The 25,961-nt window shown below is 40.3% G+C and carries 20 protein-coding genes; 11 read left to right on the forward strand and 9 right to left on the reverse strand.

Features of this window, described 5'->3' with window-relative positions:
* The first annotated feature begins 120 nt into the window (after positions 1-120).
* The 3 genes from RIC88_RS03915 to RIC88_RS03925 all read left to right on the forward strand — a co-directional run bounded on the left by RIC88_RS03915 (position 121) and on the right by RIC88_RS03925 (position 4,608).
* Positions 121-801, forward strand: coding sequence for a response regulator transcription factor (locus RIC88_RS03915; protein ID WP_350216166.1), 681 nt, complete (start codon positions 121-123; stop codon positions 799-801).
* On the forward strand, positions 798-2,051 hold the full coding sequence (locus tag RIC88_RS03920; RefSeq protein WP_350216167.1) for a sensor histidine kinase: 1,254 nt from the start codon (positions 798-800) through the stop codon (positions 2,049-2,051). Before RIC88_RS03915 ends, RIC88_RS03920 begins: the two co-directional genes overlap by 4 nt.
* Positions 2,052-2,136: 85 nt before the next feature.
* Positions 2,137-4,608, forward strand: a complete 2,472-nt coding sequence (locus tag RIC88_RS03925; RefSeq protein ID WP_350216168.1) for a TonB-dependent receptor — start codon at positions 2,137-2,139, stop codon at positions 4,606-4,608.
* Between the two features lie 58 nt (positions 4,609-4,666).
* Here RIC88_RS03925 and RIC88_RS03930 read toward each other — a convergent pair whose 3' ends face one another.
* Positions 4,667-5,692, reverse strand: a complete 1,026-nt coding sequence (locus RIC88_RS03930; RefSeq protein ID WP_350216169.1) for an alkaline phosphatase D family protein — start codon at positions 5,690-5,692, stop codon at positions 4,667-4,669.
* Positions 5,693-5,743: 51 nt separating this feature from the next.
* Positions 5,744-6,226: a deoxycytidylate deaminase gene (locus tag RIC88_RS03935; RefSeq protein ID WP_350216170.1), complete on the reverse strand. Its 483-nt coding sequence runs from the start codon at positions 6,224-6,226 to the stop codon at positions 5,744-5,746.
* 106 nt (positions 6,227-6,332) lie between these two features.
* Here RIC88_RS03935 and RIC88_RS03940 point away from each other — a divergent pair, with 106 nt between their 5' ends.
* Entirely contained in the window at positions 6,333-7,454 is a 1,122-nt protein-coding gene (locus RIC88_RS03940) for an amidohydrolase family protein (protein WP_502879993.1), read from the forward strand.
* Between the two features lie 99 nt (positions 7,455-7,553).
* Here the strand turns inward: RIC88_RS03940 and RIC88_RS03945 are convergent, their stop codons facing one another.
* Both RIC88_RS03945 and RIC88_RS03950 read right to left on the reverse strand, forming a co-directional pair.
* Complete coding sequence (locus tag RIC88_RS03945) at positions 7,554-8,525, reverse strand: YitT family protein (protein WP_350216171.1); 972 nt, start codon at positions 8,523-8,525, stop codon at positions 7,554-7,556.
* Positions 8,526-8,650: 125 nt separating this feature from the next.
* Positions 8,651-9,469, reverse strand: a complete 819-nt coding sequence (locus RIC88_RS03950) for a M48 family metallopeptidase (protein WP_350216172.1) — start codon at positions 9,467-9,469, stop codon at positions 8,651-8,653.
* Between the two features lie 181 nt (positions 9,470-9,650).
* On the opposite strand from RIC88_RS03950, the gene RIC88_RS03955 reads away from it, so the two are divergent.
* Positions 9,651-10,316 carry a DUF6090 family protein gene (locus RIC88_RS03955; protein WP_350216173.1) on the forward strand — a complete coding sequence of 222 codons (666 nt, stop codon included), beginning with the start codon at positions 9,651-9,653 and terminating at the stop codon, positions 10,314-10,316.
* A gap of 76 nt (positions 10,317-10,392) precedes the next feature.
* Here the strand turns inward: RIC88_RS03955 and RIC88_RS03960 are convergent, their stop codons facing one another.
* A complete protein-coding gene (locus RIC88_RS03960; protein WP_350216174.1) occupies positions 10,393-10,803 on the reverse strand; it encodes a lipocalin family protein in 411 nt (136 codons plus the stop codon).
* A gap of 151 nt (positions 10,804-10,954) precedes the next feature.
* Between RIC88_RS03960 and RIC88_RS03965 the strand changes: the two genes are divergently transcribed.
* The 3 genes from RIC88_RS03965 to RIC88_RS03975 all read left to right on the forward strand — a co-directional run bounded on the left by RIC88_RS03965 (position 10,955) and on the right by RIC88_RS03975 (position 16,257).
* Positions 10,955-14,977: a hybrid sensor histidine kinase/response regulator transcription factor gene (locus RIC88_RS03965; protein ID WP_350216175.1), complete on the forward strand. Its 4,023-nt coding sequence runs from the start codon at positions 10,955-10,957 to the stop codon at positions 14,975-14,977.
* A 97-nt stretch (positions 14,978-15,074) separates the two neighbouring features.
* Entirely contained in the window at positions 15,075-15,770 is a 696-nt protein-coding gene (locus RIC88_RS03970) for a hypothetical protein (RefSeq protein WP_350216176.1), read from the forward strand.
* Between the two features lie 67 nt (positions 15,771-15,837).
* Positions 15,838-16,257 (forward strand): hypothetical protein, encoded by a 420-nt coding sequence (locus RIC88_RS03975; RefSeq protein ID WP_350216177.1) that lies wholly within the window; start codon positions 15,838-15,840, stop codon positions 16,255-16,257.
* Positions 16,258-16,275: 18 nt separating this feature from the next.
* Here RIC88_RS03975 and abc-f read toward each other — a convergent pair whose 3' ends face one another.
* On the reverse strand, positions 16,276-18,156 hold the full coding sequence (abc-f, locus tag RIC88_RS03980) for a ribosomal protection-like ABC-F family protein (RefSeq protein WP_350216178.1): 1,881 nt from the start codon (positions 18,154-18,156) through the stop codon (positions 16,276-16,278).
* Between the two features lie 58 nt (positions 18,157-18,214).
* Positions 18,215-20,203, reverse strand: coding sequence for a sensor histidine kinase (locus tag RIC88_RS03985; RefSeq protein ID WP_350216179.1), 1,989 nt, complete (start codon positions 20,201-20,203; stop codon positions 18,215-18,217).
* A gap of 138 nt (positions 20,204-20,341) precedes the next feature.
* Here RIC88_RS03985 and RIC88_RS03990 point away from each other — a divergent pair, with 138 nt between their 5' ends.
* From RIC88_RS03990 to RIC88_RS04000, 3 genes are all read left to right on the forward strand, one after another.
* Entirely contained in the window at positions 20,342-21,508 is a 1,167-nt protein-coding gene (locus tag RIC88_RS03990) for a PQQ-dependent sugar dehydrogenase (RefSeq protein WP_350216180.1), read from the forward strand.
* Between the two features lie 106 nt (positions 21,509-21,614).
* Complete coding sequence (locus RIC88_RS03995; protein ID WP_350216181.1) at positions 21,615-22,994, forward strand: M16 family metallopeptidase; 1,380 nt, start codon at positions 21,615-21,617, stop codon at positions 22,992-22,994.
* Positions 22,995-23,001: 7 nt separating this feature from the next.
* Entirely contained in the window at positions 23,002-24,402 is a 1,401-nt protein-coding gene (locus RIC88_RS04000; protein ID WP_350216182.1) for a M16 family metallopeptidase, read from the forward strand.
* A gap of 49 nt (positions 24,403-24,451) precedes the next feature.
* Here the strand turns inward: RIC88_RS04000 and RIC88_RS04005 are convergent, their stop codons facing one another.
* Both RIC88_RS04005 and RIC88_RS04010 read right to left on the reverse strand, forming a co-directional pair.
* The gene (locus RIC88_RS04005) at positions 24,452-24,766 is read right to left on the reverse strand and encodes a potassium channel family protein (protein ID WP_350216183.1); all 315 of its coding nucleotides are present in this window, start codon (positions 24,764-24,766) and stop codon (positions 24,452-24,454) included.
* Positions 24,767-24,786: 20 nt separating this feature from the next.
* Positions 24,787-25,923 carry a M23 family metallopeptidase gene (locus RIC88_RS04010; protein ID WP_350216184.1) on the reverse strand — a complete coding sequence of 379 codons (1,137 nt, stop codon included), beginning with the start codon at positions 25,921-25,923 and terminating at the stop codon, positions 24,787-24,789.
* Between the last annotated feature and the right edge of the window lie 38 nt (positions 25,924-25,961).

Raw genomic sequence — 25,961 nt, forward strand, 5'->3', positions numbered from 1 at the left:
GCTGTATTTGATTTAGAATCATGAAGTTAGAAAATATGAGTTGTTTTTTGTGACCGCTTATATAAATGCGTTTCAGGGTAATTTCAGAATTGCTTCAAAAAGCCCCATTATGTTTGCTTTATGAAATTATTGTTGGTGGAAGATCAGGAAGAGTTATCATCTAGCATTCGAAATTACTTTTCGAAAGAGGGTGACGTATGCGAAGTTGCTAACTCTTTTGCTCAGGCAACAGATAAACTCTATGCCTTTTCCTATGATGTGCTCTTGTTAGACCTAATGTTACCGGATGGTGATGGCCTCTCTCTATTGAAAGTAGTGAAAGCAAACTGGCCGGATATAGGAGTAGTAATAATTTCAGCAAAAAATGCACTTAATGATAAGCTTCATGGGCTGGAGCTAGGGGCGGATGACTATTTGCCAAAGCCATTTCATTTGGCAGAGCTCAATGCCAGAGCTAATGCGGTTTTTAGAAGGCGCAAACAAGAAGGGAGGCGAACGCTTAATTTCAATGAAATAGAAATAAACCTGGAGAATCACGAGGTTACGGTCAATGACACTGCTTTAGAACTGACTCGAAAGGAATACGAATTACTTCACTACTTTGTAGTAAATCAAAACCGGCTGTTAACAAAACAAGCAATTGCGGAACATCTATGGGGTGATTACATGGATACAATGGATTCTTTCGATTTTGTTTATCAGCACATTAAGAATCTGCGAAAGAAAATTATGAGTGTTGGTGGCAAAGACTATCTGAAGACTGTTTATGGAGCGGGGTATAAAATGAAAGACGAAACATGAATTTAATAGTTCGCATAACGATCATTTTCGTACTAGTGTCATTAGTCGTCTTCCTTGTAGGAGGAGTGATCAGTTTTGATGTGATGATGCGTGAAGTCAACTTTGAGCAGCGCAGGTTTTTGATTGAGCGATTAAATGGTGTAGAAAGAAGACTGGAACGTAGACCAGTAAAGGACACGATCAACTGGACTAAACTAACGATCATTCCGCTGATGGAACAACAGGAAGAAACCACTTCCTTTTCAGATACGGTAGTAATGCATAATCAGCTTGAGAGGCTGGAGCCTCACCTTAGACTGGATGCGATAAGGAATGTGGATGGGGTCAGTTATCAAATAAGTTTGTACGATATCATCATAGAGCCGGATGATATTAAAGATGGGTTAGTTGAGTCGCTGGTAACAATGTATCTAATATTGCTTGCTGCCGTTTTAATAATAGGATTTCTTGCCTCCTATTTTATTCTAAGACCATTCAATAACAGCTTGGCGGTTATCAAGAGCTTTTCACTTACTGATCCGGGTCAAAGCTTAAAATTTCCTAAGTCAAATGTTGCTGAGTTTAAACGGCTGAACCAGTTTTTAACAGAAATGACCAACAAGGTTAAATCTGACTATCAATCTTTAAAGGAGTTTTCGGAAAATGCGTCTCATGAGTTGCAGACACCTTTGGCAATCGTGCAGAGTAAGCTGGAAGTACTCATGGATGGAGACAATCTTACAGAAGAGCAGGTAGAACAAATCATTTTCGCACAAAACACCATTAAGCGAATGAGCAATCTGAGCAATGCGCTCGCTCTTCTGACTAAAATTGAAAATCGAGAGTTCGAGAACGTATCAGAAATTAATTTCTCTTACAAACTTGGTCATATGCTGGACGAGTTTCGGGAGTTGATGGAATTGAAATCAATAGAGCGAGAGATAAATATAGCTGATGGAGTAAGTGTTCAGGCAGATCAGGTTTTGATTGAGTTGCTGCTGACCAATCTCATTAACAATGCTATACGGCACAACTGGGAGGGAGGAAAAATACTCGTTAGCCTCACTCATAATAAGTTTTCAATCAGCAACACCGGTCCACAGCTTTCTATTCCGGGAGATCACCTTTTTGAAAGGTTTAAGAAGTCAAATCAAAGTAGCCAATCTATGGGGTTAGGACTCGCTATCGTGAAAAAGATTTGCGATTTCTATGATTACAAGATTAAGTATGAATCACAAGCTGATTTGCATACCATTCAAATCAGCTTTTGACCACAAATAGAAAGATTTTTAAAACTTCAGATTTGCTTCAAATTTCACTCAAACATGCTTCAAAGAGGTTCGTTTATTTTGAGCCATGAATAAAAAAGGATTACTCATAATTTTATTAACAAGCCTTATTACAATGACTTTAGGTCAGGCACCACAGCAAGGAGAAAGACCGGCATTTATCATCAAAGGACAATTAGTTAATGCATCTGATGCACAACCAGTAGAGTTTGCAACGGTTAGTGTCTTCTCTCAAAGGGACTCAACGCTTGTTACCGGAGGACTCACAGATGTTGAAGGACGATTTGAAATCCCAACTAGACCGGGTACTTTTTACATTAGGATTCAATTTATGGGCTTTTTGGATGCGACGATTTCAGACGTAATGCTCAATCGAAACAATCAGGCATTTGATGCTGGGATTGTAGAGATAAAAGAAAATGAAACACTGCTTGAAGAGGTAGTGGTGCAAGGCGAGCGAACACAAATGGAGATGACGCTTGATAAAAAAGTATTTAACATTGGTAAAGACCTGAGTAACCTTGGTGGTAGTGCTACGGATATTTTAGACAACCTACCCTCCGTTCAGGTAGATGTAGAAGGAAATGTGAGTTTGCGAGGAAGTGAAAATGTACGAATCCTTATTGATGGAAAACCTTCAGGGTTGGTCGGTTTGAGTAGTAATGATGCGCTACGACAATTGAATGGAAATCTTGTGGAGAGTGTGGAGATAATTACAAACCCTTCGGCGAGATATGATGCGGAAGGGCTTGCAGGAATTATCAATATTATTCTCAAAAAAGATCAAAATAAAGGAGTAAATGGCAGCTTTCAGGTGAACACTGGAATACCTGACAATCATGGAGGATCGGTGAATATGAACCTTAGAAGAGATTGGTTTAATCTTTTTACTAATGTCGGTGTTAACTACAGACGGTATAATGGAAGTGGGTTTTCTGAGCAGGAATTCTATAATGCCAGTCCAAGTAGTCCTTCATTTACCATACGGGATCGAAAGCATGATAGAGGAGGGCTAAGCTACTCTACACGGTTTGGTTCAGATTTTTATCTTAATGATAAGAACACCCTGACCCTTTCTTTTCTATATCGGTATTCTGATGAAGAAAATGAAACCGAATTGGTTTACCGTGATTTCTTTGAGCCATCCGGGTCTGATTCTCTGACCTTACGTAACGACAATGAAGGTGAAGGGGATGAAAACCTTGAATATGCGCTGAACTATGTAAGAAATTTTAATAGAAAAGGACAAAAGCTTACAGCAGATTTTCAGTATCAAAACAACAACGAACAGGAAAGCAGTGATCTGGTACAAAGCGAAGGGACTACATACAACAACCAAGTACCATTCCTATATCAGCGAGCTGTAAATGATGAAATAGAAGAGCGATACATGCTCCAGTCAGATTACATTCATCCATATGCCAAAGACGGAAGATTAGAATTTGGGACAAGATATACTGATCGTCTGGTTGGAAATAATTATATCGTGACCGAAAGGAATGAAAGTGGCGTGTATGAAGTGGACTCAACCTTTTCAAATGAGTTTGAATACGAGGAGGATGTGTTGGCTGTCTATGGAATAGTAAGCAATAAGCTTAATAAGTTATCCTGGCAGTTAGGTATGCGATATGAGTATACAAAGTTGATTACCTACCAAAAAACAAACGACATCAGGAATAGGCAGAATTACTCCAATTTCTTTCCAAGTGCATTCCTCACTTATCAAATGACAGAAACACAGGCTATTCAAGCCAGCTATAGTCGAAGAATTAGTAGACCAAGAGGAAGAAGACTGAATCCATTCAGCTCAATTTCGGATAATCGAAATTTTTATGTAGGAAACCCGAACCTTCAGCCGGAATTTACAGACTCTTATGAGTTGGGCTATTTGCTAAATCTTGAAAAGTCTACCTTTTATGGTGGCTTATATTACCGATACACTGAAGGTGTCGAGCAGCGATTACGATCTACTGATGAAAATGGCATTACTTTCACACGACCATACAATGTATCCATTGAGCGATCTTTTGGAGCGGAGTTCAATATTTCACAGGATTTTACTGACTGGTATCGGGTAAGTGGGAATGTAAACTTTTTTAGATCTTATGTTCCAGGTGGCTCAGTTTCATTTGGTGATGAAGTGGTATCCTACGATGAAGCTGAGGCTGTTTCACTTTCGACGCGAGTTAGTAATAATTTCAAGTTCAATAACCTTTTTGATGCCCAGATAAACGTAAATTATCGGGCGCCAAGAAACACGGTTCAAGGGAAAAACTTTTCAGTCACCACAGTAGATATAGGAGTAACCCGAGATATTTTAAAGAATAAGGGAACGCTTGCTTTTAATGTAAGTGACCTGTTTAATACGAGAAAATGGAGGAGTGAGACTTTCAATGAAAACTCATTCCAGTACAGTGAATTTCAGTGGCGATCAACTACCGCAACACTTTCTTTTACCTATAGATTAAATCAAAGAAAACAACGTGAACGAAGGGATGGAGATAGAGGAGATGGCGATTATGAAGGTGGCGATTTCTAAAAATAACTTTGAGTAAGTTGGTGATGACCCTCCTTAGCTGTGAAGCGGGAGGGTCTTTTTAGTTAAATCGAACGGAGTAATTTGCCAATTCTTTATTGGCCTTTCCATAGTATTTTAGCTGGATCATCGGATTGTTCGCTATCCAGATGATAGTCATGACAGCAAAATTTTGTACATGTATTTTATCCTTGATTCTGAACTCGTTGTTCTCCGGTGAAGGTTCCGTTGGGGCATTTAAGCTGCTGGAAGTAAACTCATACAGCGGGTAATCATATCCATCCAAATCTAGTTTTGAAACTTCTGAAAGATGCCGATCACCGGAGAGAATAACCAAGGGAGCCTTAGTGGTTGTCTTTATCATTTCAAGCAGTCGAGTTTTTGCTTGCGGGAAATTGCTCCATTTTTCCCATCTGTGTTCCTCCGGGATAACCTGAATTCCACTACCTAAAATGAAGAAGTCAATTTCAGGATCTGAAAGCTGCTTTTCCAGCCAGTTCCACTGTTTTTCTCCAAGAATATCGCCCGTTGGATTTACAATCGATTCTTTTTCGTAAGTGCCGGGGTTATTCCATTGCAGGAAGTCGCGGAAGTATCGGGTGTCGAGCAAAATCACTTTGGTATTTCCTGTAGAATGTTGGTAGGTGTATGACTGGTAAGCTCCCTGTCTTTTTCTTGCAGGATTGTTTTTATCCACACCCAAAAAATCGAAAAGCTGCTCTTTGCTTTGATCTTTTGCGGGGAATTCTTTTCCTCCGTCATTTACGCCATAATCATGATCATCCCATATCCCAATCACACTGGTACTCTTGATTAGTTTATGATAATCCGGATGTGATTTTTGAAGATCGTATTTCGCCTTCATTATCCCCATATCAGTTGTATCTCCATAAATGTTATCCCCGAGCCAAATCCAAAGATCTGGATTTGTAGCATTTACTTCAGACCACAGTTGACCCTCAATATTATCCTGATGGCTACACGAGCCAAAAGCTATCCTGATGATTTCTTTACTATGGGTAACATCCGCTTGTTGGGCAGGAGCTAAGGATGAGAGGAAGATAAGTGAGTAGAGGACCTTTTTCATTATGGAAAAATACGCAAGTATGTCTAAAAGGTGATTACCTAGCTATTAAGCTTACACAAGCTCAGTCACGTTATCCAAGTTTCCCTCATATTTCTCAACCTCTACGCCAAACCTTCTTAGGAAGTCCAGACCCTCATCACTTGGAATGCCTTTGTATTCGGCGTATGATTTTAAGTAGATGACCTTCTCAATTTTCATCGTATAAATGATCCGGGCACAAGCAATACAAGGTGAGAGCGTAACATAGAGTGTGGCTCCTTCAACGTCTGTTTTGTTCTTTACTGCATACAGAATAGCATTTTGCTCAGCATGAAGTGCCAATGAGCAACTTCCCTTAGAATCTCTAGGGCAGCCCTCTTCCGGCCATTCTGTATCACAGTTGTGGGTTCCGGAAGGTGGTCCATTATATCCGATGGAAATAATTCGGGTGTCTTTGGTGAGTACAGCACCTACATGTCGCTTGATACAATGGGATCGTTTGGCGAGGTTTACTGCCAACTCCATAAAAATATCGTCAAATTCCGGTCGCTCCATGGTGCGAAATTAACCAGCCCAAACTGAAATCGAACCAAATAAATAATTGACTCGTCCGATACTAACGTAGATTCGTATTATTGTCATCGACTAAACCTAAAAAAGCATGCGCAAAACATTATCTCTTCTTTTTATACTATGTCTCACTTCACTGTCGGCTCAGGAGGTGGAACAACAAATGAGCTTTGAGGATTACAATCCTACTTCAACTTTGGTGGTTCCAGAAAATCCGATTACCCGTGCAAAGTTTCCTTTTGTGGATATCCATAGTCACCAATGGAACCTTACCAAAGAAGGAATTGCATCCCTTGTAAAGGAAATGGATGAATTAAATATGGGCGCTATGGTAAACTTAAGCGGGCGTGGATTCAACAGAGAAACAAGAGATATAGGAACACAGGAGTATCTGGCAGGAATGGTAAGGAGGGTAGAAGGAGAGGCTAAAAATCGTATAATCGTTTTCACGAATGTTTCTTTTAATAATATTGGTGAAGAAGGTTGGACTGAGAATGCCGTAAAAGAGTTGGAAGAAGACGTAAAGGCCGGAGCACGAGGGTTAAAGATTTATAAGAGCCTTGGACTGAGTTATACTGATACAGAGGGAAATCGTGTGGCAATTGATGATCCACGAATTGATCCGGTTTGGGCGAAGTGTGGTGAGTTGGGAATTCCGGTACTTATACATGCGGCAGACCCAAAACCATTTTGGGATCCCATGGATGGAGATAATGAAAGATGGCTCGAACTGAAGATGCGCCCAGGCAGAAAACGAGGAGCAGATGACCCTGCACCTTTTGAGCAAATCATAGCGGAACAACATAATGTTTTTAAAAAACACCCAAACACCACTTTTGTAAACGCGCACATGGGCTGGATGGCCAACGATCTGGATAAGGCAGGGGAGCATTTAGAAATGTATCCCAATGTGTACTTTGGGATAGGAGCAGTGATTGCTGAATTTGGAAGACAGCCAAGACGGGCAAAGGCCTTTTTTGAGAAGTATCAGGATCGGTTATTATTTGGTAAAGATGCCTACAATCCTGAAGAATTTTATACTTATTTCAGAGTACTGGAAACAGAAGACGAATACTTTCCATACTATAAAAAGTATCATGCCTTTTGGAGAATGTACGGATTAGGCCTTTCAGATGAAGTGCTGAAAAAGGTTTACTATAAGAATGCATGTAAGATTGTTCCTGGGTTGGAAGTGGGTCAGTTTGAGGAGTAAATTTAACCGCAGAGAGCACGGATAATCCACAAAGCACTCAAAGAAATCTATCTTTGTGATCTCAGTGTAAACTCTCTTGTTCTCTGTGGTTAAAAGAGCTCAATGCTCCTTAAACTGTCGTTTCTTAATCATGCCACCTTTCAGGTCTTTCACACTATTCATCACAATGAATGCCTGTGGATCAATGGACTTAACTGCGTTTTGCATGCGACCTATCTCAAGACGTGTGATGACTGAATATAGTATCTCTGTTTCCGCCAGGTCTTCCCTTTTTCCAAAGCCACTCTTGCCACGATAAATAGTAACCCCCCTTCCCATTTTTTCTGTGATCATCAGGCGCAATGATTCACTTCGTTTTGAAATAATAATAACCCCAATGTATTCTTCCACACCTTCAATTACAAAATCAACTGTCTTAGATGCAGATAGATAGGTCAGGATGGAATAAAGGGCTATCTCTATGGATAGGAGGTATGCAGCGGTAGAGAAAATAAGTATGTTGAATAACAGAATTAAGTCACCAATAGTCAAACCTGTTTTCCTCCCAAGGTAGATCGCAAGCACCTCCGTGCCGTCGAGAACACCACCACCCCTCACAGATAATCCTATTCCTGCTCCAAGGAAAAAACCTCCGAAGACCGACACAAGTAGTTTGTCTGAAGTAATAATCGGGTAATGTATGAAGTTCAAAGCCAGTGCCAACCCAATGATGGCTATAATGCTTTTAAAAACGAATGACCTCCCTATCTGAAAATACCCTAATACGATAAAAGGAATGTTGATGAGTACGATCAGGATTGGTAATGGGTAGCCTGTAATTACTCTTGTAAGTAACGAAATACCGGTAACCCCACCGTCAATAAAATCATTGGGCAATAGAAACCCATGCAATCCAAATCCAGCTGATAGGATACCAAGTGATAAGAAAATAAACTCTTTAAACCATCTGCTGGCATTGTCCTTTACAGCAATCGAATAGCGTGCGATTGTGTAATCACTTATGCGTTTTGCTCTGCCTCCAACGAGTGATTGTAGGGACTTAAAGAAGCGATATATGGGTGTAGATTTCAAAAAATGATGATTGGTGAATTAGGATTTTTGATTTATTCGTGATTTCACTGTCTTTGCCGAAGCTACAAAAATGGCAGTTAGTTCGTCTGCTTCTTTCTCTAAACTTTTAATCTATTCAAAAATCATCAATCAGAATTTTTATAATATTCCATCGCCTTTGGCATATTCTTCTTCAAGTCAGAAATCCGGGTGTCATGAGAGGGGTGAGTAGACACAAACTCCGGGGGAGATTCTCCACCACTTTGTGCTGCCATACGTTCCCAGAATTTTGGTGCTTCCTGAGGATTATATCCGGCCATTGCCATAAAGTACAATCCAAGTTTATCTGCTTCAGATTCGTGCTTTCTGGAAAATGCAAGAATTCCCAGAGAAGTAGCAGCACCTGCTCCTTGCATGATAATGTCAGTTGGAATGGAGGGGCCGCCACTTCCGCCAGTGAGCAAAATACTGACAGCCGAAAGACCAAATTGTGCGGCGTATTGTTGACTGATTCGTTCGCGTCCATGGTTAGCGATTGCATGGGCAATTTCGTGTCCCATAACCACCGCGACTCCTAGCTCGTCCTTACAGATAGGCATGATGCCAGTGTAAAATGCGACCTTGCCACCGGGCATACACCATGCATTAACCATTTCGTCTTCCTCTATCAAATTAAATTCCCACTTATAATCATTCAAATAATTGGACTCACCCTGATCGCTGAAATATTGCTCTACAGCTCGCTGAATTCTGGTTCCAACCCTTTTCACCGTCCGTGCATCATCTGTTCCTGTGATAATTTTACTTTCCTTCTTCACTTGCTCATATTGGTCAAAACTCATTGGAAAGATTTTGTCGTTACCGATAAGTGATAGTTGAGATCGGTCACTCATCGGTACGCTTGAGCATTGGATGAGAACCAACGCAATTAAGATGACGGAAAAAGAAGCAAACTTTCGTTTCATGTTTTTGAATTTTTCAATGAAGATAATACGATCTCAAAAATAGAACGTATGTTTCATTATAGTGGATGTATAAACATCGAATGTCGTGCCAGAACAATTAAGATTGTGGAGAGGTAAGACATATGGCTCGCAAATCTGTTGGAATTGAAGGTTTTGAACACGTTTCATTTATTTTTATTCCATGAAGAAGATTAATTGGCTGGATCATCTGGCAAACTTACTTGTTGTGATTCTTGGTATCACCATTGCATTTTATTTGGAGAGTTACAAAGCTGAAGCAAATAACAAAGCCCAGGAGCAGAAGTATCTGGAGAGCCTGATCAAAGATTTAGAAACAGATATAGAAGCCCTAGACACCCTTCAGCAGGTGAATAGGATGATCTCAAATTCCATCGTTACGCTTTCGGAGGCTACTACTGGAAAGCCATATAAGGATAATACTCAGGTAAGAAATGATATTTTGACGATTCAATACAATCCACCATTTGTACCACAACGTACAGTTTATGAATCCATTAAATCTTCAGGACAGATCGATAAAATTTCTGATTTCGAAATTAGAAATGAGGTTATTGAATTATATGAACAGTACTATCGGGGTACCAATCAATATGATGAAGCTTTGAATGAGCATGTTCGGGATTTCATCAAACCATACTTCATGAAAAATATAAGGTTTACCTCTCGATCTACCGTGGCGGATGATTTTCTTAGGGACGCTGAGTTTCAAAATATGATTTATGCCTATCGATTTCTTTTCACGGCAAAAGATGAATTCTATGGTGAGGTGAAGAAGAGAGTCGAAGGTGTAAAAGAGAAATTGGAGGAGTATTTGAGGAAATTTTAATTAGCAATTAATCCAAAAAATCCCAAAAGCAAAAGCAATTGGGATCTGAGATAAATGAAAAGGTGACTAAATTAAATTACTTCTTCACTAGTAAATAGGTATCCGATCCATCATCTAATTCCAATTCATCAGCGGTGAGCTCCTCTACATCCAACTCCCAATCAGCAAAGTTTTGGTCATAGTCGATGGTGATTTCATCCTCATCTTTGTTCCACTCCCATTCTCCAGTATACCTTTCTACTTCGCCATTGGCATTTATATCTTCTTCATAATCACCATTTCTCTCAAAGGTGATCTCTACTGTAAAACCGGATTGTAGATTTGATCCATTGATTTCATCTAACTCCCAGGTACCAACCAAAAGATCAGTGCGGCTTGGGCCTGAATCATCATCACCACAAGAGGTCAATAAGAATAGTAAACACAAGACCCCAGTGAGCATTTTCGCATTCAACATTCGTTTCATTTTTTCTTTGTGAGTTTTCATAGGACAAACATTTTTTTTGATATCACTAAGCTAGATGGGTCTCACTCTTTGTCTTATCACTCTTGTTTCAGGTTTTGACATGGACGTATCATTTGAACTTTATTTTGATTTACTTAACTTTTAAGAAGGGATTCGCTAAAAAACCTCACCAATGAAGTTCAGAAGCTATTTGCTTGGACTGATGATTTTATGTCAAAATTCTTACGGTCAGGATAATATTCGATTTAAAAACCTAACTGTTCAGGATGGTCTTTCCTATAGCCTGGTTTTTGAGATACTCAAAGACACACACGGATTCATGTGGTTTGGATCTACCGATGGACTTAACAAGTTTGATGGATACCATTTCACTACTTATCAAAATATTCCCGGAGATACCATGTCTATTCCTGATAACAGCGTTTGGGCGTTGTACGAAGACTCCAATGGTAATTTATGGGTAGGTACCGATGGTGGAGGGTTGTCATTATACGATAGGTATGCCGATACTTTCATCACTTTTCAGAATGATCCGGACAATCCCCAAAGCCTCCCACACAATTCAGTAAACGATATTACTGAGGACAATGAAGGGAATCTATGGATAGGTACCTATGGAGGAGGACTGGCACAAATGATTAACCCCGGGATATTCAAACATTATTCAAATGAGGAAAATGACCCAACTTCTCTGAGTGATGATCTGATCCACGATCTTTTTGTCGATGCAAATGGGGAGTTATGGATAAGTACTCAAAATGGACTAAACCTATTTGATAAAGAGACGGAATCTTTTTTTCGATACCAGGCTGATGAGCAAACAGGTAATGGACTAAAAAATGATAATATCTTATCTGTGGCTGAAGATGAGAAAGGGATAATTTGGTTAGGCACGTGGGGAGGAGGTCTATATTCATTTGATAGATCCACCTCAACTTTTCAGCAATATCTTTTTCAGGATCTGGAAAACAATCGCGTCCCATTCGTTTTTATAGATGACGTGGAAAATGTTTGGGCTGGATTTTTAGGAAAAGGCCTTGTTTCTGTTGATCCTGTTTCTGGAGAATTAACCTCATTTCAGAATGACAGACTTGATCAGGAAAGCATTGTAAACGACAATATATGGTTCATTTATCAGGATGACCTGGACAACATATGGCTTGGTACCGAAGGTGGTATTTCCTGGTTTAATATCAAAGACCAGCCGATCAAGTCCTTCGGTATTTCATCTTTGGTTCCTGCTTTTTCCAATACGGTGATAACTAAGTTTGATGAAACAGATGACGGAAAAATTGTATTCAGTACAGAAAATGAAGTGGGATACTTTGAGTTCACTTCCGGAGCTAAACCAAAAGCCCGCAAACTGACAGAAGCACCAGATATATGGTCCTCTGTAGTATGCGAAAATGGAGAAGTTTGGGTGACTGCATATGGACACGGTGTGTACCGATATGATCAGAATTTAAACCTGATTAATACATACACCGAGTTTGATGGACATGAGGTAAAAAATGCTACATACCTATATGAAGATGGTCAGGGACTAGTTTGGATTGGAACATATGGAAGCGGTCTTATTCGCTATGATCCAACTAGCACCGAATCCTACTTTTATTCGCTGCTGGATCCCGGAGCAATCAGGTCACCACCGGTTTTAAATATTACAGATGCTGATGCAGACAACTTATGGATTGGCACTTATGGCGATGGCCTGTTATTGCTAGACAAAAGCAATGGAAAATACCGGAAGTTCAATGAGGAGAATCAGGGAGAATTAGCACTTTCACACGGCACAGTCTTAAGTGTTTTAACGGGTGAGAATGGAGTAATCTGGGTCGGGACAGATGGAGGAGGATTGAATAGACTTGATACAAAAAAGAATAAGGTTGAGTTGTTGACAACTGAAGATGGGTTACCAAGCAATGTTATTCTTGGGATCATTGAAGATGAAAAAGGTTACCTGTGGCTGAGTAGCAATAACGGAATCACGAAATATGCTCCCGAAAGTGGTGAGGTTAAGAATTATAGTGAAGCAGACGGGCTGGTAAGTAAGGGCTTTAATGCGGATGCTTATTTCAAAGCCTCCAATGGCTATCTGTTTTTTGGAAGTGGAAATGGCTTCAACTACTTCCATCCGGATAGTCTTAAACCAAAAATCTTCTCACCGCCTGTTTATTTTACTGGACTGAAAATTCTCAATAAGCCACAAAACCTTGACGGTAAAAAGCTAACCAGGCATATAAATTTCAATGATGAAATCACCTTAAATCATAAGGAAAACTTTTTTACACTTGAGTTTGCCGCACTTGACTATCAGGCTCCTTTAAAAAATCAATATGCCTACCGTCTGGATGGATTCAATACAGACTGGATTTATACCAGCGCTACAGACAGGCAGGCTACCTTCACTAACCTGGATCATGGTGAGTATGTGTTAGAAGTTAAAGCAACCAACAGCGATGGAGTTTGGGGCGATAAACATGCAAAGATGATGATTACCATATTGCCGGCTCCATGGGAAACCTGGTGGGCGTACTCTTTGTACGGATTGCTGTTTATTTCTGCCCTTGGTCTTGTTATCAGAACATTTATAGTAAGGGAGAGATTGAAGGCGAACCTCAAAGTTGAACAGTTGGAGCGAATGAAAATCCTGGAATTGGATGAGATGAAGACCCGCTTTTTTACAAGCATCTCTCATGAATTCAGAACTCCTTTGACGTTGATCACTTCCCCGTTAGACCGCTTAATGAAGAGAGCTAAAGAGGATAAAGAGACATTGTGGCTCCTAAATGTGATAAGAAACAATACAGCTCGACTGCTTCGGTTGATCAACCAACTTTTGGATCTAGCTAAGCTGGAGGCTGGCAAGTTGATTTTATCGGTCAGAAAAGATGACATACTGGGTTGGATAAAAGTGGTCATTGAATCGTTTCATGAGTTGTCAAGGACAAAGGAGATAGACTTTATCGTGGATATCCCTTCAGGCTCCTTTATCACCTTTTATGACAGGGAACGATTAGAGCAAGTTGTGCTAAACCTGCTATTCAATGCTTTTAAGTTTGCCACAACTTATGTCAATTTCCAGGTCGAAATTGGAGATGGCAAAATTAAAATAGTGGTCATCAATGATGGTGCTACTATTCCCGCAGAAGATCAGGAGGCTATTTTCAGTCGCTTTTATCAGTCCAAAAGCGGTTCAATGGTAGAGGGGACAGGTCTTGGTTTGGCTCTTGTTAAGGAATTCACTGAACTTCACCACGGACAAGTTTCTGTAACCAGCGATAGTGCTACCACAACTTTTAGCATCTCCATCCCCACCAAGGAAGATGTCTACCAAGATGATCAGAAAATTGATATTGAGAAAACCAAGGTTCATGAAGCTGTAAGGCAACAAGAGAGTGAAGAATTTATTTTGGATGCCTCAAATGATGGAAAAGATCAGGATACAATTTTGGTTGTTGAAGATAATGTTGATCTCCAAAAATACTTGGCGTTTCAACTTGGTGAAAAATATCTGGTAAAGGTTGCCGGAGATGGTAAGGAAGGGCTGAACAGTGCTCTGGAGTCTGTCCCTGATTTGATCATCACAGATCTAATGATGCCTGAAATGGATGGAATTGAGCTATTAAGCAGGTTAAGAAAAGATATTGCCACCAGTCATATACCAGTCATTATGTTGACGGCCAAAACAGAGAAAGAACCCAGGTTAGCAGGATTGGAAATTGGGGCTGATCATTATCTCGTTAAGCCTTTCGATACAGATGAACTTATGGTTCGCGTACACAGCCTGCTCATTCAGCGCTCAAGAATTAGAGACCATCACTATCATGAATTTTTACTAAATCCTAAGGCTGAAAATATTCCATCGATGGAGGATGAATTTTTGAAAAAGGCCATAGATACACTCGAGGAAGAATTGAGCAATCATGAATTCAGTGTGGATCAATTTGCGAAAAGACTGGCAATGAGCAGAGTTCAATTGCACCGAAAAATGAAAGCAGTCATTGGCTGCTCAGTTTCTGAGTTTGTCAGAAACTATCGTTTGAAAAAAGCTTATCATTATTTGAAATCAAGAAAGGGACATGTTTCTCAGATCGCCTACTCTGTAGGCTTCAATAATCTCTCATATTTTACCCGCGCTTTTAAGAGTGTTTACCAGATTAATCCGTCAGATGTATTGAAAAGTGAGTCGTGAAATAGTTGGTAACACTGGTGTCAAGGACCGTAACCTCGGTGACAAGGATGATAAAGCCTACCGGATAGCTTAGTAGTAAATTTTAAACCCTACTACTATGTTACAGCTAAATAGACTAATTCTGGCACTTGCAGTATGCATTTGTGCTACCTCGCTTTTTGCACAGGAAATAGCGATGGTGGAGTTAACTGAAAAAGAAATTCAGTTTTTTGATGAAGAAGACATACAAAAGGATAGCGATCCTGAAACAGATGAACTATATAAGGTGAGTTCAGAGGGAGAAAATTCATTCAATGTCAATCCATTGGGATTTCTTCAGTTCGGGCCGATATTTCAGTATGAGGTAGCACTAAGTGATAGAACCTATATAGTTCCCTATTTCAGGTACGCATTTGCCGGAGTTGTTACACATGCAGCATGGACCGGTTTTGAGGAAGACAGTGAATTATCCGCAGGAACAGCTGCTCTTGGACTCGGACTAAAGAGTTATGCTCAAGATGGAAATTCGATGTATTATGGAGGTTTTTTAGATTTTTCCTGGGGTACCGCACGCTATGATGTAAGTGAAATCGATGCAACTGAAGAGAAGGCAACCAATCTGGGACTTATCTCCAATTTTGGCTATCAATGGAGGACCGGAGATTCCTCGTATTTAAACCTGGGACTTTATGCAGGTGCGTCATTTACGCTTAAAGACGAAGAACGGTACATTAATACCGGAGAGCTTTATGCGTCATATAACGAAGTTGTCATTTTCGCGATGCTCGAACTTTCATTTGGTTGGGATCTATAAAAGAAGAAGAGATGATTCTTTTCCTGACACTTTTATAGTAATGATTGGCCAGAGTGAACCAAAAACCATGAGTATAACCAAAAACCAACCAATATTGATATTGGATAACAGAAGCGATCATGCTGTCAATGATTCGTTGCGCACGGCTGAAATCTACTTTTACAGGCCTAAAAAGTTTACAAATAGCAGACCTGAAATAATTATTGGAACCGTGGAGCCGGACGAAGTAATTGTAAAACTTAAAAATGGGCGATGGTACAAAGCAGAATATGCTCAGCTTGGTGAACGGACATTTGTTGCAGGCGTATTCGTAATAAATCCTAAAACATGGGATGTGAATATTGAGGAAGGCAGAAAGTATTATTTTAGGTGTACGGTGATAAACAAAAGCTTTAAAGTAATGGCCGAAATAGAATTTGTAGATGAAAGTACGGCAAAAGAAGAAATCCGGGAACTCAAAGAACAAAAGTCTGACCTCCTTGATTAAAGTAATCTGTGGAGGGGCTTAACTTTCAACAAGCTCCTCCCATTTTTCCATAAGCTGTTCGAGCTCTTTTTTCTTCTGGCTAAATTCTATGTTCACTTTCTCATATTCCTCGGGATTTTCATAAATCTGAGGATCGGCCATTTTACTTTCAAGCAGTTGAATTTTGGTCTCTAAGGTTTCAATATCTTTCTCTACCTCTTTCAACTCTTTGGTTGATTGCTGCTCTTCAGAATTGTTCTTTGGCTTAGCTTTCGTCTTTTTCTCGGCAGGTTTGTCCTCTTTTTTTGAAGTTTCCTGTCCTTTATTATTTTTCACCCACCACCATTCAAACTCTTTGTAGGTGCCCGGATACTCTTTTATTTCCTGATTTTCAATGTACCAGATTTTGTTGGCTACCTGTGTAATAAAATGCCTGTCGTGCGAAACGAGGAGGAGCGTGCCTTCATATTGTTGCAGCGCCTGAACCAAAATACTTACCGACATCATATCCAGGTGGTTGGTTGGCTCATCCAGCAGGAGAAAGTTTGCTTCAGAAATCAGTGTTTTAGCCAGAGCTACACGGGATTTTTCACCTCCAGAGAGCACTTTGATTTTTTTGAACACTTCGTCATTGGAAAACAAAAAGCATCCAAGGACACTTCTAAGTTCTTGTTCTGTTTTACCAGTTCCTGCCTGTTTTAATTCCTCTAATAAGTCATTCTGAACCCCCAGGGATTCCAATTGATGCTGGGCGTAGAAGGAATTAATCACATTGTGACCGGTTTGCACCCTTCCCTCATGTTTCTCAGTTCCTGCTACTATCCTAAGTAGGGTAGATTTTCCTTTTCCATTAGCTCCGATGAGGGCAATCTTGTCACCACGCTCAATACCAATAGAAGTGTTTTTCAGGATTTGCAAATCACCGTAAGCCTTTGAAATATTTTCCAGTCGCTTGACATGTCTGCCTGATTGAGTTTTAAAATTGAAGCGGAAATTGACCTTCATATTCTCATCAATCACCTCTTCCACACGCTCCATTTTATCCAACATTTTCATCTTGGATTGAGCCTGGCTTGCTTTTGATGCTTTTGCTTTAAATCGCTCAATGAATCGTTCGGCTTCTTTTATTTTCTTCTGCTGATTTTCAAAAGCATTTTGTTGCAGCTCATTTCTCAGCTCTTTTTCCTGCTCATAAAAATCATAGTTTCCGGAATACACATGTAAGTCTGCCTGAGTTACCTCTACAACCTTATTGACTGTCCTATTTAAGAATTCTCTATCGTGAGATACAATGATATATGCGCCTTCATATGACTGAAGGTAGTTTTCAATCCATTGAATGGAAGGAAGATCCAGGTGGTTAGTAGGCTCATCGAGCATGAGCAAGCTTGGCTTTTCCAGAAGCAATTTGGCAAGCATTACACGCATCCGCCAACCTCCCGAAAATTCGCTCAATGGACGTGACAGATCAGAAGTCTTGAACCCAATACCTTCCAATATCTCTTCTGCTTTGGACTGAAGGGTGTAGCCTTCCAGGGTTTCGAACCTCTCCTGTAGCTTGGTCAGTTTATCTACCAACTCATCGCGATAGTTTTCCTCCATCTCTTTAATCACCTTGTCGATCTCTTTCTGAATGGCCATCGTTGAGGCAAATGCTGTCATAGCTACTGAAAGAATAGAGTCCTGGGTTTGGAATGAAAGCAAGTCCTGATTCAGAAATCCGATGGTAGTGTCTTTACTCATCGATATCTTACCCCCTGATGGTTGAACGTCATTCACCATCATTTTCAGCAAGGTGGACTTACCTGTTCCATTCAATCCAATCAACCCAATTTTGTCTTTTGGACCTATGAAAAGTGAAGCTTCATCGTACAGCGCACGGTCACCGAGATAGTAAGAAAGGTTCGTAATATCGATCATGGCCGCAAAAGTAATTCAATGCAGGAGAGAGAATGAAAACAAATAAAAAACTATCGAATTAAACAGGTATGGTTACGGTGAAAGTGGCTCCTTTTCCTTCATCGCTTTCTAAAGTGATAGTTCCCCTGAGAAGGTTGACAAGAGTCTTCACGATGGATAATCCTAACCCGGTAGAGCTTTCTCCCGCTGTAGGTCGGGCAGATAATCGTTGAAATTTTTTAAAAACCTTACTCTTGTCTTTTTCTTTAAATCCCGGACCATTATCCTGAATAGACAGAATGATATTTTTACTCTCTGTACAAATATCAAAATATACTTCGCCTCCCTTTGGAGTGAATTTGATAGCGTTGGAAAGTAAATTATCGATGATTCTTCCGATTATGTTTTCGTCGGAACAAACAAGCGTTTGTTTAGGATCAAGATGGCTTTCGAGCGTGATGTTCTTTTTCTCTGCGGTGGTCTTATATTCCATCTTTTTCTGCTCAAACAGTTCTCGGATATCAAATGGCTTCAACTTTACCTCATAATCACCTTGCTCAAATACCTTCAGCTCGGTTAGGTTTTCAATCATCGCTCTACCATCCATGGTCACCTTTTTGATCATCTCGTTAAATTCGGCCGATTGACCTTCCAACTTAGATCCCATCAATTCACTAAGACCTTGAATGCTTGAGAGAGGAGCTTTTAAGTCATGTGCCACGACCGCCATTAAGTGATCTTTTTCTTTGATTGCTTTTTGAAGCTCAGCATTCTTTGTTTCTATGATTTCATTTTTGTCCTTCAGCGCTTTTGTTCTTCGCTCTACCATTTCTTCCAGCTCCTTATTCACCTTTTTTAAGTGATTAGACAGTTCTTCTTTTCCCTTGAGCGCGAAGAGATACCTGCTGGAAAGTAGGATCATCAGCTGGATGATGTAGATGGTAATACCGACATACATCATTTCAAAAGAATATGAAGGAATCACGTACTGACTGCTCAGCATATCATATACCAGTGTGAAGAATACTGCAGTGTAGCCAAAGAGTAAAAACCTTGCTCCATATTTTTTAACAATTGCTGCCTGAATGAGACACACAAGGAGGTAGACCCCAATGATAATATTATATCCATGGAGCCATGGCACGATGGAATAGGTGATACTTGGGTGAACGACCACAACAAATAATGAAAGAACAATGGCCATAATAGCCATAATGTCAATGACCTTTTTATGATAAAATTTTGGATAAATCTCCCTTAGAAACAGAGCGTTAGCTGGTCCGGTCAGGGTAATAGCCAGGTACAGTGTTTTCTTCAAAGTCACCCATGAAGTGCCAGGAAAAAGATCCATTATGGTAAGATCACCTCTGGTAACAATAATCATCGAAAGCGACATACAGACGAGTGCAAAATAGATGCAGAATTTTTCTTTCGGATTAAGTATGAATATGGTAAACTGAAACAGTCCTCCGATGAGGATACAGCCAAGAATGATCAGTTTTATTGTACGGTTAAGTTCGAATTTGTTAATAATTCTCGATTCAAAGTCGATGGTGGGGGCGTACCACATGCCGCCGGTCTTATGTTCGAAATTGCTAATGTGAAAAATGAGAGTGACGGTATCGCCAGCCTGAACGCTAAAATCAAATATTTGATGGTCGATCTTCGGAGAGCTGTGTGATAAATCAATGCCGGGATTACCAACCTGTCCTATTAGCTTTTCATTAGCGTAAAGCCTGTATGCCAGGCTTATTTCAGACACTTCGATGGCAAGTGTTGTGTCAGGCAGGTTCCGGGGATAAACAAACGTACGATAGTAAGTGCCATACCCATAGGCTCCTATTTTACCCCCTTCCCAAATGACATCATTCCAAATACTTGGTACATCTATTAAAACACTTTCTTTGTTCTGACCAATTTCGTCATAGCTCAGGAAATCATACATAGTCAGATTCCAGGCACCATTCAGCTCGATGCGCTCACCTTTGAATAATAGCAGATGCTCTTGTGCATAACTAGCATTAAGCAGCAGTATAAATGAGATATACGCGAAAGTTCTGGTGATCAAGTTGAATTGCTGGTTTGAGGCAGAAATGTAGGAAACAAAATTACCTTTTGCCAGACTATTCTATTTATAGGAGTATTTCTTCGATTGAATTTATGAACCAGGTTACCAATGGATTTTTTAACTTGAAGAAAAAAAGCCATGAATAAGAGCTTATTTCTTGTTTTTCTGATTTTGGGATCATGTTCTTCTAATAATGCAGACACTTCTAATGATGGGGAACCTGAAGGTTCATCCTCCGCTCTTACCTCTATGGAAGGAATTAATCTTAATGAGGTTGTACTTCCTGAAGGTTTTCAGATTGAAGTTTTTGCCAGGGTAAACAATGCCAGATCCTTAGCACTTACTGAAAGTGGAACGCTATTTATCGGAAATAGAGGAGGAGGTACCGTGTATGCCATTCGTGATACGGATGGTGACTGGAAAGCGGATGAAAAATATGTAATAGCTACTGATCTGCGTTCACCTAATGGAGTCGCATTTAAAGATGGCTCTCTTTATGTTGCTGAGATCTCAAAACTCTGGAGGTATGATAACATCGAGGCAAATCTGGATAATCCACCTGAACCAGTCTTGATTTATGATGATTATCCACGCGATGGACATCATGGGTGGAAGTACATTGCTTTTGGATCTGATGGAAAACTATATGTCCCGGTCGGCGCACCATGCAATATTTGTGAAAGTAAAAATGAAATGTATGCAAGCATAACCCGCATGAACCCTGACGGTTCAGATCGGGAAGTGTATGCTCACGGAGTAAGAAATACAGTCGGGTTTACCTGGCATCCTGAGACTGGAGAGATGTGGTTTACGGACAATGGACGAGACTGGATGGGAAATGATTTACCACCTTGTGAGCTAAATCGAATTTCTGAGCCTGGCCAACACTTTGGCTATCCGTATTGCCATGGGGGTGATATAAAAGACCCGGAGTTTGGACATAAGTATCCTTGTTCCGATTTTGTGAAGCCTGCTCAAAACCTTGGACCGCACGTTGCGCCACTCGGAGTTAAATTTTGTACCAGTGAGACCTTTCCTTCAGAGTATAAACATAAAATATTTATAGCTGAACATGGTTCCTGGAACCGGGAACCTGAAGTGGGGCATACCGGGTACAAGATCACCATGGTAACAGAGGAAAACGGTATAGGCACAGCATACGAAGATTTTGCCACCGGCTTTTTAAATAAAGAAACAAACACGGGGTGGGCCAGACCTGTTGATTTAATTTTTGCTTCGGATGGATCAATGCTGGTATCGGATGATTTGGCAGGTACCATTTTTAGAATATCGTATGCGAAATAGCTAGTTGATCCGTTAACTATCTGTTACTCCCATTCATGGAATTCAGCTATTGAAATAATCTCAAATTTATTTTATTACCAATCTTATTATACCTAAAAACGCACTTATGAAGCACAGAAATTTATTATTAATGGCTCTTTGCTCTGTATGGCTGGCTAGTTGTACACCTGCAGAAGAAAAGAGTGAATCGGCCTACTTCGAGGTGCCGGTGGAATACTACAAGCTGGACAATGGCTTGAAAGTGATCCTTTCTCAGGATAAAACCTCACCAACGGTGGTGATTGCAGCCTATTATAACATAGGATTTAGAATAGAACCGAAAGATAGAACAGGGTTTGCTCACTTATTTGAGCATATGATGTTTCAGGGCTCCAAGAATCTTGGAAAGATGGAGTTCATCAAATTGGTTCAGCAAAACGGTGGCGTTCTCAATGGTTCCACACGTTTTGATTTCACGAACTACTTTGAAATTGTTCCATCTCACAAGTTAGAAACAATGTTATGGGCTGAAGCAGACAGAATGCGAGGCTTGGCTATTACACAAGACAATCTAACTAACCAACAAGGAGTAGTGAAAAATGAGGTGAAAGTAAATGTATTGAATCAGCCATATGGTGGATTTCCATGGTTAGACATGCCTCAGTATGCCAATGAAAATTGGTACAATGCGCACAACTTCTACGGTGACCTTGAAGATCTGGATGCTGCTACTTTAGTAGACGTTCAGAGCTTTTTTGATACCTACTATGCACCAAATAATGCTGCCATCTCTGTGGTGGGAGATTTTGAAATAGCCGATGCGAAGAAATGGATAGAGCAGTATTTCGGTGATATTCCATCAGCGGAACTTCCATCTACTCCGGACATTTCAGAAAAGAGACAAACGGAAGAAAAGCGATTTGAAAAAGAAGATAAGCTAGCTACAAAACCCGCAATTGCAATGGCTTATCACATGCCTGAACGAAACAGCACATCATATTATGCTATGGGATTGTTAGATCAAATCCTACTTCAAGGTGACAATAGCTTACTATACAAGGAGCTGGTAAAGGAAAATGGATATGCGGCGAATGTTTCAGGAGGTATCAACTACCTGGGTAATATGTTCAATTACAAAGGCCCCATGCAGTGGATGTTTGACTTAACATATGATAACACAACAGAAGCAGATAGCATTATTCAATCAGTAGATGCGGTGATTGCTGATTTGCAAGCCAATGGGGTAACGCAGGACATGTTGGACAATGCAATCGTAAAGATCAGATCAAGCTTATACGATAATTTAGGTGGATTTTTTGGTTTTGGACGAGCGGACTTGCTTTGCAGTTTTGCGTTATTTGATGACAATCCTGCCAGGATAAATGACATTGAAAGTGAGTTTAAAAAAGTGACTATTCAGGATGTTAACGCAACGATTGAGGAATATTTGCGACCAACCAATAGAACCATTCTCTCATTGAAACCAACCGCTGAATCTCTTAACTAGAAGAAACATGAAAACATTACTTAAATATATATTTTATATATACCTGATCCCTATTTGGGGGATAGCTCAGGAGATAGAAACTGAAAAAGAAACTCCTCCACCGGGAGGAGAGCCAAAAGGCTTCACGCTTCCTGAAAAAGACGTCTTTAATCTTGAAAATGGAATGAAAGGAGTCATGGTGCAATGGGGCTCTATTCCTAAAGCTACCATTCAAATTGTGATCAAGACCGGAAATATCAATGAAGGAGCTGATGAAGTTTGGCTGGCTGATTTGGTGGGGGATCTAATGCAGGAAGGCAGTACTAATCGCTCGGCAAATGAAATTGCAGATCAGATTGCCAGTATGGGAGGAGACCTCTCCATTGGTGTTGGAAATCACTCCACCACGCTGACTGCCTCTGTTTTGTACGAGTTTGTTCCTGATGCAATTGAACTGATGGGTGACGTATTAATGAACCCTACTTTTCCGGAGGAGGAGCTGAACCGTTTGATCAATGATCGAAAGAGACAGCTGAGTGTAAGTAAGACACAACCTCAATCTCAGGCGATGGATAAGTTTTACGCATCTATCTATCCCGATCATCCGTATGGAAGAATTTTCCCAACAGATGAAATGCTAGACAGCTATGATTTGGAGAAGATAAGGGCATTTTATGATGAAAATTTTGGAGCAAAACGAACGACTGTTTACGTAGCAGGAAAGTTTGATGCTAAATCTGTGAAGAGCGCGATCCAAAGCAATTTTGGTGAATGGAAGGCTGGTAGTGAGGCAAACTACCCGTTGGCAGAACCGCAGCTTTCGGATAATATTCAGATGATTGACAGACCGGATGCACCTCAATCTACAATAATGATTGGATTGCCTGTTGCAGATCCATCAAATCCTGATTATCAGGCGTTGGATATCACAAACTCCCTTTTAGGGGGATCTTTTGGATCACGGATTACAAGCAATATCAGGGAAGACAAAGGCTACACCTACTCTCCATACAGCACGATTTCTGATAGATATAAGTCGGCAGTTTGGTTTGAAATGGCAGATGTGACCACAGATGTGACCGGACCCGCTTTGCGAGAGATCACCAAGGAGATTTATAAGTTGCAGGATGAACCTCCTTCAGAAGAGGAACTTAATGGTATCAAGAATTACGAGGCAGGAATTTACGTGCTTCAGAACTCTACTCCAGGAGGTATTATTGGACAGCTTTCTTATTTAGATATCTATGATTTACCGGAATCATTCCTTACCGAAAAGGTGAAAAATATCTATGCGGTTACTCCGGAGCAGGTAAGTGAGTTGGTGAAAAAGTACATCAGACCGGAGGATATGAAACTCGTAATTGTCGGTGACAAGAAAAAAATCGAGCAGCAAATCAATGATTACGAAAAAGAATTTGGCGGAAATTAATCCGGACATGTAATGATATGAAAAAGCAACTCCTGATGAGTTGCTTTTTTTATTTCTTTCTACTTTTCTTAATGACCTTGCTGTAATGATGATAGAGTGTGTTGATAAAGGACAGGATAATTCCAACCCCTATTGTGATATAAATGATTGTGAAGATTTTACCCCCATCGGTCTGAGGTGCAAAATCACCAAAACCTATGGTTGTAAGTGTGATAAATGAAAAGTAAAAGGCATCAAGGTAAGTCCACCCTTCAAGCTCATGGTAAACCACTGTTCCAAGAATAAGTATGGCCAATCCAGTGAGTAGTAAATCCCGGTACTCCTTATCAGCAAGAAATGCTTTGATGGTTTGAAAGAAAATCATATTTCAAATTAATGATTCTCTTAGAATTTACTCGCCTCTTTCATTGTTAGAAATCCGGTAATGCCTTTTTCATTGGTTACTCGTATGTAGTTGTGATTAACAGCATTAATGGTAATAACACCTCCTACCTTAACCGTATCAATTGGATCCGCGTTAAAGTTCATTGCTGATTTGAGAATTAGATCATTAGTAAGTTCTATTTTCTTTCCTAAGAGAATCGTATCTGGAATGATAGGTTTCGGTCTGGCATATTCAGGGACAATGAATGCATAAGGATCAATCGGGCCGTTTCGATAAATACCGAAATGAAGGTGTGGAGGGGTATATCTGGCATTTCCGGTGTTGCCTACTGTACCTATCGTATCACCGGGATTCACCATTTGGTATCTTTTTACCTTTTGCTCCTGAAGGTGAGCAAAGTATAGATTCGTACCTCGTTCCCGATCGAAAAGCCACACTACTTTGCCACCCAAACCACGAACACCTACAAAGCGCACTTCGGCCTTTGTTGGCGCAAGAATGGGAGTGTGCCGGCTTGCAAAAATGTCTACTCCATGATGTTCCCGTCTGCCACCATCTCTGGGGTCACCAAAAACACTTTGAATCGCCCTTTTGTCTTTGCCTGCTACGGGGAAATCAAGGGTGGGCACATTTTCAATGGTGACAGTGTAATGTCCTCCTCTCAAAAGTTCCGGTTGCAATCTCAATAAATAGGAAGCATCCCTTCGAGGTTCAAATCCAAGTTGCAGCGTACTGTCGGCAGAAGCCACCTGAAGGTAGTCGCCAAGTGAATCATTCTGAACTCTAAATAGATCAACAAAAACTTTGGTGGTGTCCTTGGTGATAAGTTGGATGTCTACCAGAACTTTTTGTCCTCTTTTTGCCTCAAATCGATATCCTATAGCTTCGGGTTTTAAGTCGGATAAAACAAATGATTCCTGATAGGGGAGTTGAACTTGAATTTGTTGTTCAAAGGGCTTTTCTGATGCTTCGAGCCATTCTTTGCCCAAAGCTGTGCTAAGCAAATTGGCCTGTTTAAGAGAGTACCAATACGCGTGATGGTCGTTTCTTGGATAAAATCTTTCAGGTACTTTTTCTTCTGTACAACCAAACAATATTGAGAGAAGAAGGATTGTGGCGATAAACTTCGAGTTCATTACCCTTTGTACGGAGAATGAGTGAAGCTGTTAGGAAA

Source organism: Ekhidna sp. (assembly GCF_040220215.1).
In the GTDB taxonomy this organism is placed as follows: domain Bacteria; phylum Bacteroidota; class Bacteroidia; order Cytophagales; family Cyclobacteriaceae; genus Ekhidna.